At 60.4% G+C, this 15498-nt stretch carries 14 protein-coding genes and 1 pseudogene; 7 read left to right on the forward strand and 8 right to left on the reverse strand.

The features are described 5' to 3' along the window. From VEZ38_RS06830 to VEZ38_RS06840, 3 genes are all read right to left on the reverse strand, one after another. Nucleotides 1-1956, reverse strand: a 1956-nt coding sequence (locus VEZ38_RS06830) for a glycoside hydrolase family 3 C-terminal domain-containing protein (protein ID WP_324892597.1), incomplete at its 3' end; no start/stop codon positions are given. Between the two features lie 13 nt (nt 1957-1969). Further along, the gene (gene gtfA / locus VEZ38_RS06835) at nt 1970-3436 is read right to left on the reverse strand and encodes a sucrose phosphorylase (protein WP_324892598.1); all 1467 of its coding nucleotides are present in this window, start codon (nt 3434-3436) and stop codon (nt 1970-1972) included. 188 nt (nt 3437-3624) lie between these two features. Then, on the reverse strand, nt 3625-3927 hold the full coding sequence (locus VEZ38_RS06840; RefSeq protein WP_324892599.1) for a hypothetical protein: 303 nt from the start codon (nt 3925-3927) through the stop codon (nt 3625-3627). 293 nt (nt 3928-4220) lie between these two features. Between VEZ38_RS06840 and VEZ38_RS06845 the strand changes: the two genes are divergently transcribed. Continuing rightward, nucleotides 4221-4943, forward strand: coding sequence for a hypothetical protein (locus VEZ38_RS06845; RefSeq protein WP_324892600.1), 723 nt, complete (start codon nt 4221-4223; stop codon nt 4941-4943). Between the two features lie 93 nt (nt 4944-5036). On the opposite strand, the gene VEZ38_RS06850 is transcribed toward VEZ38_RS06845, so the two are convergent. From VEZ38_RS06850 to VEZ38_RS06860, 3 genes are all read right to left on the reverse strand, one after another. Next, nucleotides 5037-5330 (reverse strand): hypothetical protein, encoded by a 294-nt coding sequence (locus VEZ38_RS06850; protein ID WP_324892601.1) that lies wholly within the window; start codon nt 5328-5330, stop codon nt 5037-5039. 151 nt (nt 5331-5481) lie between these two features. After that, a complete protein-coding gene (locus VEZ38_RS06855) occupies nt 5482-6612 on the reverse strand; it encodes a BTAD domain-containing putative transcriptional regulator (RefSeq protein WP_324892602.1) in 1131 nt (376 codons plus the stop codon). Continuing rightward, nucleotides 6605-9721 (reverse strand): ATP-binding protein, encoded by a 3117-nt coding sequence (locus VEZ38_RS06860; RefSeq protein WP_324892603.1) that lies wholly within the window; start codon nt 9719-9721, stop codon nt 6605-6607. The genes VEZ38_RS06855 and VEZ38_RS06860 overlap by 8 nt, the downstream gene beginning before the upstream one ends. Before the next feature lie 161 nt (nt 9722-9882). On the opposite strand from VEZ38_RS06860, the gene VEZ38_RS06865 reads away from it, so the two are divergent. Both VEZ38_RS06865 and VEZ38_RS06870 read left to right on the forward strand, forming a co-directional pair. Next, a complete protein-coding gene (locus VEZ38_RS06865) occupies nt 9883-10458 on the forward strand; it encodes a TetR/AcrR family transcriptional regulator (protein ID WP_324892604.1) in 576 nt (191 codons plus the stop codon). Nucleotides 10459-10479: 21 nt separating this feature from the next. After that, nucleotides 10480-11025 (forward strand): DUF6653 family protein, encoded by a 546-nt coding sequence (locus tag VEZ38_RS06870; protein WP_324892605.1) that lies wholly within the window; start codon nt 10480-10482, stop codon nt 11023-11025. A gap of 10 nt (nt 11026-11035) precedes the next feature. Here VEZ38_RS06870 and VEZ38_RS06875 read toward each other — a convergent pair whose 3' ends face one another. Continuing rightward, nucleotides 11036-11809, reverse strand: a complete 774-nt coding sequence (locus VEZ38_RS06875; RefSeq protein ID WP_324892606.1) for a glucose 1-dehydrogenase — start codon at nt 11807-11809, stop codon at nt 11036-11038. A gap of 172 nt (nt 11810-11981) precedes the next feature. On the opposite strand from VEZ38_RS06875, the gene VEZ38_RS06880 reads away from it, so the two are divergent. Next, nucleotides 11982-12896, forward strand: coding sequence for an ArsR/SmtB family transcription factor (locus VEZ38_RS06880; protein ID WP_324892607.1), 915 nt, complete (start codon nt 11982-11984; stop codon nt 12894-12896). Between the two features lie 135 nt (nt 12897-13031). Here VEZ38_RS06880 and VEZ38_RS06885 read toward each other — a convergent pair. Next, nucleotides 13032-13679: pseudogene (locus tag VEZ38_RS06885) on the reverse strand (alpha-N-arabinofuranosidase); the annotation flags it as partial. A 79-nt stretch (nt 13680-13758) separates the two neighbouring features. Between VEZ38_RS06885 and VEZ38_RS06890 the strand changes: the two are divergent. Genes VEZ38_RS06890 through VEZ38_RS06900 form a run of 3 tightly spaced genes read left to right on the forward strand, consistent with a single transcriptional unit; the run spans nt 13759 to nt 15379 of the window. Beyond that, nucleotides 13759-14280, forward strand: a complete 522-nt coding sequence (locus VEZ38_RS06890; protein ID WP_324892608.1) for a phage tail protein — start codon at nt 13759-13761, stop codon at nt 14278-14280. Nucleotides 14281-14297: 17 nt separating this feature from the next. After that, on the forward strand, nt 14298-14795 hold the full coding sequence (locus VEZ38_RS06895; protein ID WP_324892609.1) for a phage tail protein: 498 nt from the start codon (nt 14298-14300) through the stop codon (nt 14793-14795). A 50-nt stretch (nt 14796-14845) separates the two neighbouring features. Continuing rightward, entirely contained in the window at nt 14846-15379 is a 534-nt protein-coding gene (locus VEZ38_RS06900; protein WP_324892610.1) for a phage tail protein, read from the forward strand. The last annotated feature ends 119 nt before the right edge of the window (nt 15380-15498 follow it).

A 15498-nucleotide genomic window follows, 5' to 3' on the forward strand; every position in this document is an offset into this window, starting at 1 on the left:
CCGAATGCCGCGAAGCTGCCACTTCGGCACGTCGACGGACGCCTCCACGTCGCGAACGTACAGCTGCGCCGTCTCGATCGACGCCGCCTCGCCGACGTTGCGCACCTTCGCGCGCAGCGTGAGCGCCGCCCCCGCCGGGACGACCGCCGTCTCCGGCTCGACGCGCTCGTAGGCGAAGCGCGTGTAGCTGAGACCGTATCCGAAAGGATACAGTGCCTCCTGCGTCATATACCGATACGTGCGGCCCTTCATCGAGTAGTCCCGGAAATCCGGCAGCTCCTCGGTCGAACGATAGAACGTTACAGGCAGCTTGCCGGACGGGCTGTATTCCCCGAACAGGAGCGAAGCGATCGCCCGCCCGCCCTGCGCGCCGGGGTACCAGCCCTGTACGATCGCGGGGATATGCTCGTCGGCCCACGTCAGCGCCAGCGCGCTGCCGGACAAGTTGACGAGCACGACGGGCTTGCCGACCGCGTGCACCGCCTCGAGCAGCTCCTGCTGCAAGCCCGGCAGCTCCAAGGACGCTTTGTCGCCGCTGCCGAAGTCGTTTGACTCGTGAAACTCCTCGCCTTCGATCGTCGCGTCGAGCCCGGTGACGACGACGACGACGTCCGCCCGCTGCGCCGCGGACAGCGCCTCGGCGAACCGCGTCTTCGGATGGTCGAACGCGCTCTTCTTCTTCGCGTACAGCTCGCAGCCTTCCGCGTAGTACACCCGCGCCGAACCGCCGACCGCTTCGCGGATGCCGTCGAGCACCGTGACGTATTCGGACGCCGTGCCTTCGTAATTGCCGACAAGCGCCGCCTTGCTCGCCGCGTTCGGCCCGATGACGGCGATCGACCGAACCCGTTCGCGCGAGAGCGGCAGCACGCCGTCGTTCTTCAGCAGCACCATTGTCCGCTTCGACACCTCGAGCGCGAAGGCGTTGTGCTCCGGCGAGTCGTTGACCTCGTACGGAATCGAAGCGTACGGCACATGCGCCGGGTCGTCGAACATGCCGAGCTTCATGCGCGTCATGATGAGTCGGGTTAACGCGCGGTCGAGCGTCTCCTCGGACACCATGCCGTTTTCTACCGTATGCACGAGATGCTTAAACATCGAGCCGCAATTCAGGTCGCACCCGTTGTTGATCGCGTACGCGCACGACTCCTGCTCCGTGCTCGTCACGCCGTGCCCCTCGTGGAAATCGACGATCGCCCAGCAGTCCGACACGACGTGTCCCTGAAAGCCCCATTCGCCGCGCAAAATGTCCTGCAGCAGCGTCTTGCTCCCGCAACACGGCTCCCCGTTCACGCGGTTGTACGCGCCCATGATCGCCTCGACCTTGCCTTCGACGACGCAATCGCGGAACGCCGGCAAATACGTCTCGTACAAATCCTTCTTGGAGACGACCGCGTTAAACCGGTGCCGTTCGTTCTCCGGACCGCTATGGACCGCGTAATGCTTCGCGCACGCCGCCGTCTTCAAATAACGCGGATCGTCGCCTTGCAGCCCACGAATGTACGCGACGCCGAGGCGGCCGGACAAGTACGGGTCCTCCCCGTACGTCTCGTGCCCCCGGCCCCAGCGCGGATCGCGGAAAATATTAATGTTCGGTGCCCAGAACGTCAGCCCCTTATAGATGCCGCGGTCGCCCTGGCGGGCCGCTTCATGGTGCTTCGCCCGACCTTCGGTCGCGACGACGTCGCCGACTTGCCGCAGCAGCGCCTCGTCGAACGTCGCCGCCATGCCGATCGCCTGCGGAAACATCGTGGCGGTGCCTGCGCGCGCGACGCCGTGCAGCGCCTCGTTCCACCAGTTGTACGTTTCGATCCCGAGATGCGGAATCGCGCACGATTTATGAATCATCTGCGACGCCTTCTCCCGCAGCGTCATGCGGGAGACGAGATCCTTCGCCCGCTCCTCGAAGGACAGCGATTCGTCGCGGTATGCCGGAAGTTGTTGTTGCTCTGTCATCGTCGTCGCCCCCCTACACCCGATATTGCGCCGCCGCGCCGCGGTCGTCGACGTAGTCGATGACGGTGCGCTTCGCGGTCAGATCGACGAACAGCGTGCAGCGCGAATCGCCGTTCCTCCATTCGAGCCGAACCTCGTCGTTCGCCGACGGCAGCACCTCGAACGTCCCGTTGAACGCGGGGTATTCGTTGCGGAAGCGGATAAGCGCCAGCAGCCGCTGCACGACGTCCTTGCGAAGGGACGCTTCGATTTCCTCGAGGCTGTAATTATGCCGGTTCATGGCGCGGTTCTCGCCGGTCGCTTTCACGGCGTCGTAATCGTTTTCCCCGGCTAACAAGCCTACGTAATACACCTGCGGCACGCCCGGCGCGAAAAACTGAATCGCCCGCGCCGCGAGATACGCGTCGTCGTCCCGTCCCAGCACCTCGTAATACGTGCCGCCGATCTGGTGCACGTCGAAGCCGCCCTCGCCCTTATGCTCGTCGGAGACGATGAGGCTGAGCGTCGACCCGCGCTGCACGCACAAATCCACGACCTTGCGGGCGTCGCCCACGTCGATAAAGCCCCGAAGGTCGGGAAGCACCGGGATGCCGTCGTGGCAATCCAGCATCGTGAACTGGTTGCTCGGCCGCACCTTCAGGTACGAGGTCAACGCGCGGCTGTCGCCGTTCAGCATCGTGTCGAGCACCGTGAACGGAAGAATAAAATCGTAGATCCAATAGCCGCGGTCCGCGAGCTTCTTTTGAATCTCGTAATGAGCGTGAACCTCCGGCAGCAGCTCGATGCCGAGCGAGTCGGCGAGCGACTTCATCTTGTCGAGAAATTCGAAAATGTCGGGTTCGACAAAGAAGCAGCTCGTGCCGAGCTTCTTAATGACGAAGCCGACGGCGTCGAGGCGCACGATCTTGATGTTGTTTTCCGCGAAATTCGTAAAGAAATCGGTCAAGAGGCGCATCGTCTTCTCGGAATGAATGTCGAGGTCGATCTGCTCGGACGGATTTTCGCGGCCGAACGTCGTCCATACCGACACTTCCTCGCCGCTGGGCAGCGCGAACGTCGAATACGGCTTCGGCCGGCGGAGAAATATTTTATCGATGTCCTCCTGCACCGGCACGCCGTCCTTCCACACTTTATCGAGCGTGATGAAGAGGTCGGCATGCTCCGAATCGCGCCCCTTCTCGAGGAAATCTTGAAAGTAAACGGATTTGCGAGAGATGTGATTCACCATCAGGTCGACGAGAATATCGAAGTTGTCCCCGATGCGCTTCACGTCCTCCCACGTGCCGAACGCCGGCTCGATCTCAAGATACGTCAGCGGCGCGAACCCCCGATCCCCGGAGGAGGGGAACGGCGGAAGAATATGAATGCCCCCCTTGAAAATGTCCCGAAAGTGCTGCAGCAGCACTTGATTCAAAGCCTTCAAATCGCCGCCGAGCGAGTCGGGGTATGTAATCAGCTGCACTTGATTGTTAGCCGGCATCGGTCTCGTTCATCCTCTCAATAGGACTCTTGTAGCATTGTCGACTACAAGTATACGCTATATGCGAGGGATTTTGAATAGTTCTAATCACAAATTCCTCAAAACCCAACATCAAATATAAAAGAAGAGGCGCCTCCCGCGCCGGGCGAAACGCACCCGTGCTAAAGACGCCTTAATTACCGGCTCGTTTACCCCGTCAAGCCGACGTCGTGCTGCCCGATAATGAGGGTCTGGGGCTCCAAATACGCCTTGACCGCGTTCGACTCCCCCGTAAGATCGAGTTCGATGTCGATCACCTTATGGCTTACCGTCCGCTGCTCGCGCTTGTCCAGGACGACGTCGAATTCCCGCAATCCGAAGGGGTACGTGGATACCGACCAACCGACCGCGAGCGACGAGGAAAGCACCGTGCCGTGCTCGAACAACGTCTCCGTTATAATCTCGTTGTTCATGTCGACGATCGTTACCTTCTGCAGTATCGTTGTCTGCATCGTTACTTCATGCCTCCCTGTCGACTAATGTCGTAATTCGCCTCTATCTTACCATAGACCGGCGGTCAACAGAACCCATTTTTTGGAGGGGAAGCAACGATTCGCGGTTCGGGCCGCCGCGTCGCCCCGGAGGGTGTTATCCCTTGATTCCCGTCCACGCGATGCCTTCGACGAATCTGTCCATATATTAGCAACGGCGCCTGCAACCTTCCTCCCGATACGTTCGTTTATTAACCTGCATGGCAAAGTAGAATTACCAAATATATACAGAGTTATCTAGGAGGAAGAGAGAAATGATGGTACGCAAGAGATGGAAATTGGCATTGACGTTAGCGGCGCTCGCGAGCGCCTTGACCGCTTGCACTACAGGGTTCGGCGGCGGGTCGGCGGAGACGGGGAACCCGGCGCCGGTCGCTTCGGAGCAGCCTGCCGAGCAACCGACGGAGCAGCCTGCGGCGGATCCGGCGACTTCGGGACCGGCGGAGGAATCGCCGGCCGAAGACGCGCCTGCCATGCAGCCGGCGTCGTTCGACGAGCTGCCGAAGACGGCTGAGCTGGAAATATTGCTTGAAGGCATGCCAGAGAACGTCCCGGCGACGCTGACGAAGAGCGATCAAGGATACGCCTTCTATCTAATGGAAGGATTCGACTTCGCGATGGAAGAGCCGGGGAAGGATCTTATTTTCCATAAAGAGTTTCCGGAGTATTCGACGCGCGTCGAGCTGCTGCCTGCGGATGCGAACGTCGAAGAAATCAAGGCCAACGCGGAAGAGCAGCTGAAGGCGGTCGGCGACGTCATCGAGATGAAGGATGTCGAAATTCACCCGTCGATTCGGGACCGGGCTGCGTTCTTCCTGCACGCGAGCCATGCGGAGGGCACGCGGATCGCGGCGCTCGTCGAAGGCGAAGGCGGCTTATTTCTATGCACGATGAATTTCCCGCTCGGCGAGGCGGCCGAGGGCGTCACCCCCCGCTTCATTCCGATGCTGAATTCCTTGGTCGTCGTTGCGGAGTAAGCTTCGGGCCGGGAAGACGGACGCGGACGAACGCGCGGGCGCACAAAAAGCGGGAGAGAAGGAAATCCTTCTCTCCCGCTTGGCTTCCCCGCCCTATGCCTCGTCCTTGGCGGACGCCGCGTTTGCCGCGTCGAGCATCGCCTGCCAGTTGGGGAATTTCGTCTTGCGCGCGACATGACGGTCGAACAGCTCGTCGGGAATTTCCCGAACGTCGCTTAACGTCTTCACTTGAAAATTACCGTCTTCAAGGAACGCTTTGAAGCTGTCGAACTCGGAATGTTGGCGCATGAACGCGTCGTTAAACAATCTTTCGACTTCTGCTTGCTCCGGATGCTTCGGGGCGGACCTCTGCCCTTGCAAATCCAACAGCAGTTCGTCGAACGTCATCGGCTTTTGTCTTCTCAAGCGAACACCTCAATATCGAGTTTTCCTTCATCTTAGTAACATACCTTATTCTGACGACGATGTCCAACGGGCGACTTCGTTCCGGGGGCGGAGACCGCGTGCCCAGCCGCGAAATCGACCGTCGTTCGCGCCGTTACGAGCCGCTCCCGGCGAGGCTTCGGTACAGCGCCTCCGTCGAAGGATCCGGCGGCACGCCGAGCTCTTCCCAAAGCTGGCGCTCCATCTCTTGATAATGACGGACGAGTGCCGCCCGGTCGCCTTGCCGGGCGTAACACGTCATCAGCAGCCGATGCGCTTCTTCCTCGAACGGCTCGTCGGCAAGCTGCCGCCGCAGGTGGAATACGGCCTGGGGCAATTGGTTTTCCTTCATGTAGTGCCGAACCATCGACTTCACGAGCTCCGCATACTGAAGCGAAAGCCGCTCGCGGACGGGGGCGGCCCACGGGAAACCGTCCTCCGCCAAATAAGGGCCGCGGTACAGCGCCGCCGCTTGTTCGCAGGCGACGATCGTGTCCGTTGTCACGCCCCCGATCCGTTCCATCGCGCGCTGAAACCGTTCGGCGTCGCAGTCGATGCCGTCCATCGCGAACCGGTAGCAGTCATTGCTGTAGGTCAGCAAGATTCGTTGCTCCAGCCGGGCGTCCCTGATCGTTTTCCGAATTTGATAGATGCAGGTGTGCAAGTAGGCCACGGCGCGGCTCGCGTCCATGGCGGGCCACAGATCCTCAATGATTTTCTCCTTGCGTACGCTCGCGTCCCGGTGGTGCACCAAATACGCGAACAGCTCCTTCACCTTGTTCGTGCGCCACTTGACCGTATCGGCGGCCGGGTGCACCGTGAACCCGAAGGCGCCGAAACAAGCGACGCTGCCTTCGTTCGGCGCGTCCGGCGGCTCGACCGAGGCGACGGCGGCGCTGAGCTTCCTCACCGTCTTGCGCATCCGCTCGAGCCGCACCGGCTTGAGCAGGTAGTCTACGGCGTTCACCTCGAACGCCTCTATCGCATATTGGTCGTAGGCCGTCACGAATACGATCTGCGCGCTGGCGTCCAGCTCCGCCACCGCCTCCGCCAGCTCGAGCCCCTTCATGCCGGGCATCTCGATGTCGAGGAATACGACATGAAAGCGGAGGTCCCGCATTCGGGCAAGCGCTTCCACCGGATTCGTGAACGAGGCCGCGACCTCGATTTCGCCGAACTCCGCCAATACGTCCTGCAACGCGTCGATCGCGCTTCGCTCGTCGTCGATAAGTATCGCTCTAAGCATGTTCCGCGTCGCCTCCTTCCATTGCCGGAATATGCATCGTCACCTTCGTGCCGGCGCCTTCCTCGCTGACCACCGCGAGGCCCGCGCCGTACAGCCGCTGCAGCCGCTGATGGGTATTGATCAGTCCGACCCCTCTCCCGGCGGAACGTTCCTCCGTCAGCAGCGACGCAAGACGCTCCTCCGGCATGCCGACCCCGTCGTCGCTCACCTCGATGCGAATGCGGCCGCCTTCCTTCCCGACGGTCACGGTCACGCGTCCGCCCTCCAGCCGCTGCATCGCGCCGTGTCGAATCGCATTTTCCACGAGCGGCTGCACGCTTAAGGGAGGAACCGAGCCCCTCGCCGACGCATCCACCTCGTAGACGACCTCCAACCGTTCGCCGAATCGGGCCTGCTCGATCGCGACGTAGGAGGATACGAGCTCGAGCTCCTTTTCTAACGAAACCATTCCTTCCTTACTATGAAAATCGAAACTGCCCCGAAGGAAGTGGCTGAACTCCGTCAACAGGAAACTGGCCTTCTTCGGATCCCGCGGGCAGATCCCGATAATCGTGTTTAGTGCGTTATATAGAAAATGAGGCTTGATTTGCGCCCGGAGGAACGCCAGTTCCGACTCGACGACCGCTTCGACGGAACGCTTCAGCTCGAGGAGCGTTCTCACGCGCGCCCGCAGCTCGTGCGGGTGGAACGGCTTGACTAAAAAATCGTTGGCCCCCGCCGAGAAGCCGCTTAGCAAGTCCTCGGGCTGGTTCTTCACGGTCGCCAGCAAAATCGGCAGCTCCGAGAGCGCATACCGCTCCCGGATGGCTCTGGTCGCCTCGTACCCCGAGAGCTTCGGCATCATCACATCGAGCAGCGCCAGATCGATGTCCCGGTTCCCCAGCACCGCCTCCACCGCCTCCGCGCCGTCGCGGGCGAGGACGATCCGATACGGCTCCGCCGCCAAGACGTTCGCGATGACCTGCAAATTCGTCGGATCGTCGTCCGCCGCAAGAATCGTATATCGGGCTTTCCCGTCGGAAGGCGCCGTCGCCGGAGGCAGCGCCGGCTCCTCGTAGATCGGCAACGCAGCCGCCGTCGCAGCCGCCGTCGCAGGCGTCTCCTCCTCCGCGACGGGCAAGGTGAAGGCGAATGTCGAGCCTTCGCCCGGCTTCGACCGTACCCGAATGCTGCCCCCGTTCAACTCGACGAGCCGCTTGCTGATCGTCAGGCCGAGTCCGGACCCCCGGTAGTCGCCGGCCAAGGCCGTTCCGACTTGCTCGAAGGACTCGAACAGATGCGGCAGCTTCTCCTCCGGGATGCCGATCCCGGTGTCGGAGACGCGCGTCTCGACCGCAGCGCCGATTCGCTCCGCCGCGATCGCGATCGTCCCCGTGTCGGTAAATTTAATGGCATTGCCTATAAGGTTATATAATATTTGTAGCACCCGGTTTTCGTCCGCATAGACGCGAGGGAGATCGTCCGGGATACGCAGCTCCACCCGAACCGGCTTGTCCCCCACGTAGTGGCGGAACACTTCCATATTCGCGTTCAGTATCGCCTGAAGCGATACGCCTCGCTTTACGAGCGCGATTTCGCCGTTCTTGAGCTTCGAAAAATCCATGATGTCCTGGATCAGATTGGTCAGCCGCCGCGCCACCGATACCATGACGGATAAATTGCGGCGTTGGGCCTCGTTGATCGGTCCGCTCGACCCGTCGATCATCGCTTGGGACAAATTCATAATTCCGTGCAGCGGGGTCTTCAGCTCATGCGACGTATTCGCTAAAAACTCGTCCTTCAGCCGGTCTAGCGACAGCAGCCGCTCGGACATCCGCTCGACGGTCTGGAACGCCTTCGAAAACCTTCGCGCGAGCACGATCGCCTGCACGAAGACGAGCACGAACAGTCCGAGAAGCACGATCTGTCTCTGAAGGAACTGGATCGTACTCGACGGCAAATTCCATTGCTCGGATATGTAAAACAGATTGAAGTAAATGTCGTGGAAAATCGCTAGCACGAAGAACGAGATGCCGAAGCACTGCAGTCCCGAGCCGTCGCGCCGGCGGCGCAGCGCGACGAACATGCGGGATACCAAGTACAAGCCTAGCAAAATCATAAATAGATGATAATACCGGATGAGATACGTATAGGCGCTTAGCGGCAGCGCGAACACGGAGGCTAAGAAGGCGCCGGATACGCCCAGCGTGACGCGCGCCGCGATGCCTGATATTTCCTGGGGGTACAGCTCTCGTAAATAGAGCGTCAATACCGCGGCGCCGCCGTAATACGTTACGTAAGTGAGCGTCGTGATCAGCTGCACCGTCGCGTTCGGCGCGACGTTCAGCAGAAAGATCTCGTCCACGACGAACAGCCGGAGCGCGCCGACGAAGCAGCCGAGGGCGAAATAGAGCGCCGCCCGCTCGCCGGGTCGCAGGACGAACAGCACCAGATGGTACAACCCCATAAAGAGAAACACGCCTAGCAGCAGCAAGCTAGAGGCGAGCACATTTTCCCGCAGCGCCGTCGCTTGCTCCGCCGTGCCGAGGTCCATCGCGTACCACATGCCGCCCCGGTCGTACAAATAGTTGGAAACCTGCACAACGATTTCGAATCGCTCGCCGGCAGGCTCGAAAAACACGACCTGCGGCGCATACCTCGCCTCGGCCCCCTCCGGACGATCCGACACCCGGCCGCATTCCGCGATCGTTATGCCGTCGATCATGATTTTGCAAGCCGTCGACACGTCAGGGATTTTGAGGCCTAACGTCCCCGCCTCCCCCTTCGTCGTCACCTGCAGCCGGTATGTCGCATACCCGTGCCCTGGGTAAAACCCGCCCTCCTCCCGCTCGTAATTGGTCCATACGTTCGGCACATGCACGAATTGCCGTTCCGCAGCGAGCGAAGCGTCGTTCGCGAAGTCGTCTGCGGATAGAAGCCTTCCCCAATAAAACTCCCACTCGCCTTTCAAATTGATGATCCCGTCCCGCTCGAAGCTCCAGCGGGACAAGTCCAGCACGCCTTGCTCCGGCAAGGGCTCCGGGTTCGAAGCGGACGCGCCGCCCGGGGCGAGCAAGAGGAAGGACGCCAATACGACGGACGACGCCAGCCACTCCCAAAATGTTCTCATACGGGTATCATACCATAGGAAGCATCGGCGGCGGACGCAAAAACACCCCATTGACCACATGGTCAACGCGGAGTATACTGTTGTTGACCACCCGGTCAATAGGCATCGGACAAATCTAGGTAAGGGAGGAACACGATCTGGAAGAGAAGCGTCAGCTCCTGTTGGATTTCGCGTTAGAGCACTTTGCGGCGTTCGGGTACGAGAAGGCGTCCACGAACCAGATCATCCGGCAGGCCGGCATATCGAAGGGGATCTTGTTTCATTATTTCACAAGCAAGAGGCAATTGTATCTTACGGTGCTCGATCGCGGCCTAAGCCGCATCGGCGAATTTATGAGCCGCGAAACGGCGGCCGCTCCCGCCGATTTGTTCGACCGCATCGCCGCCGTCGCCTGCGCAAAGCTGAGATTTTATATGAAGGAACCGGCGACGTATAAGCTGCTCGTCGACGCCTTCTCCTTCCCGCCCCTGGACGAGGTGAAGGACGAACTCGCGGAAAGACGACGCCGGATGGCGGAGCATGCGTCCGTACGGCTCGAGGATATCGACTGCTCGAAGCTCAGGCAAGACGTCGACCCGGCCATGGCCTTCGATCTGGTCGCGGGCGTCGCGAATTGGCTCAGCACCCGATTCATCGAGCGCCACCGGGAGCAGCCGGACGGAGGCTTGAGCCGGATGGAGGCGTTCGTCGACGAGCTGAATGCGCACCTACGGATGCTGAAGACGGGGATTTACTAAATCGAACGGAGCGTGGAACGAATGACCTTCGAACGAAAATTAAGCAAGCTGTATCAGATGGACGACCAAGCATGGGCGCGCCACGCCAATCCGTGGAGCGTATGGAGCCGCAATACCGTGCTGCCGCTGTTGATCGCCGCGTTCTGGAGCCGGGAATGGCTCGGGTACGGCGCCATCGTCCCGGTCGTGCTCGCGATCGCGTGGGCCATCGTCAATCCGCATATCTTCTCGCGGCCGGCCTCGATCGACAATTGGGCGTCCAAATGCGTCTACGGCGAACGCGTCTGGTTGAACCGGGACCGCGTGCCCGTGCCCGCCGCCCATCGCCTGGCGCCGAACATCTTAAGCGGCGTCGCCGCCGTTGGATCCCTGCTCGTCATTGCCGGCGTCGTCTTGCTCGATCCGTGGATGACGGCGCTCGGCGCGGCGTTCGTGTACGGGGGAAAGCTTTGGTTTCTGGATAGAATGGTGTGGCTGTACGAGGACATGAAGGATCATCCGGCGTACCGGGCGCTCGGAACGACGACGCCTTCCTCGCGCCCGGCCGACGGCGGCGAACGCGCCTAACGCGCGAAAGTTAAAATCCGTATATCGTCATGCCGCCGTCGACGAACAGCGTCTGCCCCGTAACGTAACTTGCCGCATCGGACGCAAGGAACGCTACCGGGCCGACCAGCTCCTCTAGGCGACCGACGCGGCCGAGCGGCGTTCGGGATTCGACGTCTTTGCGGAACGACTCGTTGGCAAGCAGCTTCTCCGTCAGCGGCGTAGGGAAATACCATGGGCCCACGGCATTGACCCGGATCCCGTATTTGCCCCATTCCAACGCGAGAATTTTCGTCATTTGGATCAGCGCGGCTTTCGTCGAGCCGTATACGACGCCGGTACGCAGCGCGGTATGCCCTGCTACGGACGCGATATTTACGATGCGCCCCGTCCCCCGCTCCTTCATATGGCCGCCGACGATTTGAGAGAGCATGAACGCCGAAGTCAAATTCGTCCCGACGATCCGATCCCACTCCTCGTCCGTCACGTCGAGCGCCGGCGTGCGAATGTTCATGCCGGCGTTGTTGACGAGCACGTCGATCTTTCCGAATCGATCGATCGCCTGCCGGACGGCCCGCTCCAAGTCCGGCCTGCGGGTCACGTCCGCCGGCAGCGGCAACGCCTCCCGCCCCGTCGAACCGCGAATCTCCCCCGCGACCGCCTCCAGATGCTCCGCCGTGCGCGATACGAGCGCTACGTCGGCTCCCGCTTCGGCGAGGCCGATCGCGAGCGCGCGGCCGATGCCCCGGCCCGCGCCCGTCACGAGCGCCGTCAGTCCGTCTAATCGATAATTCGGCAAGTACATGGGAATCCTCCGTTTTTTATTCCCATTATACCCCTGTATGCCCCCTGGCCAAAAGGAACCCAGCCGCGCTACATGTCCCTTTCCGAAATCGTTGCCCGTCCCCCTGTTGAATCAATCATTAGATTAACTATAATAGATGTATGTTAATGGAGTCGGAAGGAGCGGACCCGCCATGATCAAAGCGACCGTCGACAGCCAGTGGCTGCCGCTGTACGAAGCGCTTGCCAGCGAGGTGCGGCTGAACATGATTCGCATGCTCGCCGAAGGGCCGATGAACAACAAGGATATCGCCGAGCGGCTCGGTCTGAGCGGCGCGATCGTGTCCATGCATGTGAGGAAGCTGCAGGAAGCCGGCCTCGTCTCGTCCGAGATGGTGCGCAAGGACGGCGGTACCCACAAGATGAACGCGCTCGCCGCCGCCGGCGTCGAGGTGGCGTTCCCGCAGCCGCGGCAAGCTCCGAGGCCGTTCCACGAGGTCGCCGTTCCGGTGGGGCATTACATCGACCACGAGGTATACCCGACCTGCGGTCTCGCCACCGCCAGCCGCATCATCGGACAGTTCGACGACCCGCGTTATTTCCATGATCCCGAACGCGTGCAGGCGGGCATCCTGTGGTTCGGCCGCGGCTTTGTCGAATACCGGTTGCCGAATTATTTGCTCGCCTCCCAGCAGCTCGAGGAAATCGAAATCTCCCTCGAGCTCGGCTCAGAGGCGCCCGGCGTCGCGCGGGAGTGGCCGTCGGACATTACGTTCGCGCTGAACGGCACCGAGCTCGGCGCGTGGACGAGCCCCGGCGATTCCGGCGAAGGCCGCGGCGCGTTGACCCCGAGCTGGTGGAGCGAACGCGTCAACCAATACGGCTTTCTGAAGGTCGTCCACATTCGAGAGGACGGCACCTACTTGGACGGACAGCGGTTGTCCGGCGTCGGACTCGGCGATCTCGCCGTGCATCGCAATTATTGGACGCTGCGACTAGAGGTCAAGGCGGACGCGGCCCATGTCGGCGGGCTGACCCTGTACGGGGCCGGCTTCGGCAACTACGACCAAGACATCGTGTTCCGCACGTATTATCGACAGTTGCCGTAAAGTCGGCCTACGTCTCCGATCGATCCGCTCCTCGGAGACGCGCAGTTCGGCGCGGCAGCCCTTGCGGCCTCCGGCGTTTTCCGATACCGCAGTCATCGTTCGGCGGAAACCGTCAGCCCGAGCACCTAACCGACAGAAACCCCGGTTCGTACCCGGCTCCACGTCGTACCATGTGCCCCACTCGTCCACGATGAGACCGATGATCCGTTCGGGATCGTATTGTTCCATGATCGAGGAGTGTCTCGAAATCAACTCCTTCATATGAAGGGCCATCTTGAGCGTAACGTTCCATTCGGACGCGTCGAAGCCCGTCGCGGCCCCCTTGCTCGCCCACGTCCCCGGGATCGTTTAGTAATGAAGCGTAATATTGTCCATGAATCGCCCCGCTTGCTTCATGAGCGCCTCGAACATCATGTACTCCACCCACTCCGACATCTCTTGCACGGTACCGCTCCCGACGTTGCCGTTAATGTAAGGCTCGCAGCCCAGCAGCTCGCACAGCATCAAAAATTCGTGCGTGCCGAACCGTTTGTCCCCGACGACGCCGCCCAATGCGTATTGATCGTCCGCTTGCGCTGCGCCTTCAAGCCGATGCCGTCCTTCCAATGATACTCGTCCGCAAAACACCCGCCTGGCCAACGCAGCACGGGCACGCGAATTTTTCTCCGACCCACAGTCCTCGTAGATGCAGAGCCCGAGGTGCTCGGAGAAATGCCCAGCCCTATTTTTTTCGACATCGCTCGGCACGAATCCGCGGAAATAGATTGGCGGGCACCTTGTCATCCCTTATAATGGGTGCAACGGACTACCTATCTTAATGACATTGGCACTAGAATAAATTGCGAGGGAAAGGAGATTTGTCATGTCGGATCAGTATCTCGGCGAAATACGTATGTTTACCGGCAATTACGCGCCGAAGGATTGGGCGCTGTGCAACGGGGCGCTCCTCTCGGTATCCGAGTACAACGCGCTCTTCAGCTTAATTGGAACGACATACGGCGGCGACGGCGAGGAGACCTTCGCCTTGCCGGATTTGCGCGGAAGACTTCCGATTCATGCGGGTACGAGCGGCGCAGGCACGGTCTACCAGCTCGGCGACGCGGGCGGAACGGAAACGGAGACGTTGTCGCTGTCCCAAGTACCGGCGCACACCCATCCCGTCAACGCGAACAGAACTTCTAACCAAGCCTCTCCAGCTAACGGGTTTTGGGGAGACAGCACTGGCGTCACCAACTATCAGCCGAACGGTACCGTCGGCGGTTCGATGAACTCGTCGCTCGTGTCGTCCGTCGGCGGCGGCAATCCAGAGCATGACAACGTGATGCCGTATTTGCCGATCAATTTCATTATCGCTTTAACGGGCATCTACCCCTCACCTACATAAAATAGGAGGAAGAGCATATGGCGGATCCATTCGTCGGGGAAATTCGGATGTTCCCCTACGGCACCGTTCCGAAGGGGTGGTTGCCATGCAACGGGCAGACGCTTCAGGTTGCCCAATACCAGGCGTTGAATAGCGTAATTGGAAACCAGTTCGGCGGAGACGGGGTTCAGACGTTCCGTCTGCCGGACCTGCAGGGCCGCGTGCCGATTCATGCGGCTGCCGGAACCCCCGGCGCGGCCGGCGGCGAAGAGACGCACACCTTGACCGCCGCCGAAATCCCTGCGCACAACCATCAGGTTTATGCAAGCACGGCGAAAGCGAATTTACCTTCCCCGATCGGGAACGTGTGGGCGGTGCCCTCGGGAGGATCGCTCTATTCCAATCAGTCCAACACGACAATGCATGCCAACGCATTGTCGACCGCCGGCGAAAGTAAGCCGCATAACAATATGCAGCCTTATCTAACGTTTCAATTTTGCATCGCCGCGGATGGAATTTACCCTCCGAAACCCTGAGCAAACAGCGAGCACGTTTTTTCATTATTAATAGAATGGTGGTCGTGAAGATGGATCCGTTCATCGGAGAGATTCGCCTCTTCGCAGGCAACTTTGCTCCTGCCGGCTGGCTGCTTTGCAACGGTCAGTCCGTACCTGTCAGTCAGTACCCGAACTTATACTCCGTTATCGGCGATTTGTACGGCGGAGACGATCAATTTTTTAACGTTCCCGACTTTCGCGGCCGAGCCCCGTTGCAGCAGGGCCAAGGTTCCGGTTTAACGGAGCGCGTTTTGGCGAAGCCGGGCGGCGAAACGGCCGTCGCGTTAACCCTCGAACAGCTCCCCGTTCACGATCATAAACCTCAAGGCAGTACGAAGGTCACGGGCGGCGTCGCGGACCCGACCGGGGCGGTATGGGGCGCGGAGGCTGCAAGTCCGTTATCGGTAAAGCCTTACGCGGCAGTCTCCCCCAATCAAATGGCGCTAATGAATGCGCAAGCGCTCGGCGATGCGGGCGGCAACCTCGCGCACAACAATATGCAGCCCTATCTCGAGCTGAATTTTATTATCGCCACAGATGGGTTGTACCCCGAAAAACCATAATTTACGGTGATCGGCGCTTTGCACGGTCGCAAAGTGCCGGTACATGTAACGGAGGCGGAAAGATGTCTGGGAGCTATAAAAACTTTTTTGTGAAAACGGCCCTGTTCGCCATGCTCTTC

The organism is Paenibacillus sp. (genome assembly GCF_035645235.1).
In the GTDB taxonomy this organism is placed as follows: Bacteria; Bacillota; Bacilli; order Paenibacillales; family YIM-B00363; genus Paenibacillus_AE.

Bases quoted from the DNA above. Each gene is read 5' to 3' on its own strand.
- VEZ38_RS06880 (WP_324892607.1), top strand. From the start codon at position 11,982: ATGATCAAAGCGACCGTCGACAGCCAGTGGCTGCCGCTGTACGAAGCG.
- VEZ38_RS06860 (WP_324892603.1), bottom strand. From the start codon at position 9,721: ATGAGAACATTTTGGGAGTGGCTGGCGTCGTCCGTCGTATTGGCGTCC.
- VEZ38_RS06875 (WP_324892606.1), bottom strand. From the start codon at position 11,809: ATGTACTTGCCGAATTATCGATTAGACGGACTGACGGCGCTCGTGACG.
- VEZ38_RS06850 (WP_324892601.1), bottom strand. From the start codon at position 5,330: ATGACGTTCGACGAACTGCTGTTGGATTTGCAAGGGCAGAGGTCCGCC.
- VEZ38_RS06840 (WP_324892599.1), bottom strand. From the start codon at position 3,927: ATGCAGACAACGATACTGCAGAAGGTAACGATCGTCGACATGAACAAC.
- VEZ38_RS06870 (WP_324892605.1), top strand. From the start codon at position 10,480: ATGACCTTCGAACGAAAATTAAGCAAGCTGTATCAGATGGACGACCAA.
- VEZ38_RS06855 (WP_324892602.1), bottom strand. From the start codon at position 6,612: ATGCTTAGAGCGATACTTATCGACGACGAGCGAAGCGCGATCGACGCG.
- gtfA (WP_324892598.1), bottom strand. From the start codon at position 3,436: ATGCCGGCTAACAATCAAGTGCAGCTGATTACATACCCCGACTCGCTC.
- VEZ38_RS06895 (WP_324892609.1), top strand. From the start codon at position 14,298: ATGGCGGATCCATTCGTCGGGGAAATTCGGATGTTCCCCTACGGCACC.
- VEZ38_RS06890 (WP_324892608.1), top strand. From the start codon at position 13,759: ATGTCGGATCAGTATCTCGGCGAAATACGTATGTTTACCGGCAATTAC.
- VEZ38_RS06845 (WP_324892600.1), top strand. From the start codon at position 4,221: ATGATGGTACGCAAGAGATGGAAATTGGCATTGACGTTAGCGGCGCTC.
- VEZ38_RS06900 (WP_324892610.1), top strand. From the start codon at position 14,846: ATGGATCCGTTCATCGGAGAGATTCGCCTCTTCGCAGGCAACTTTGCT.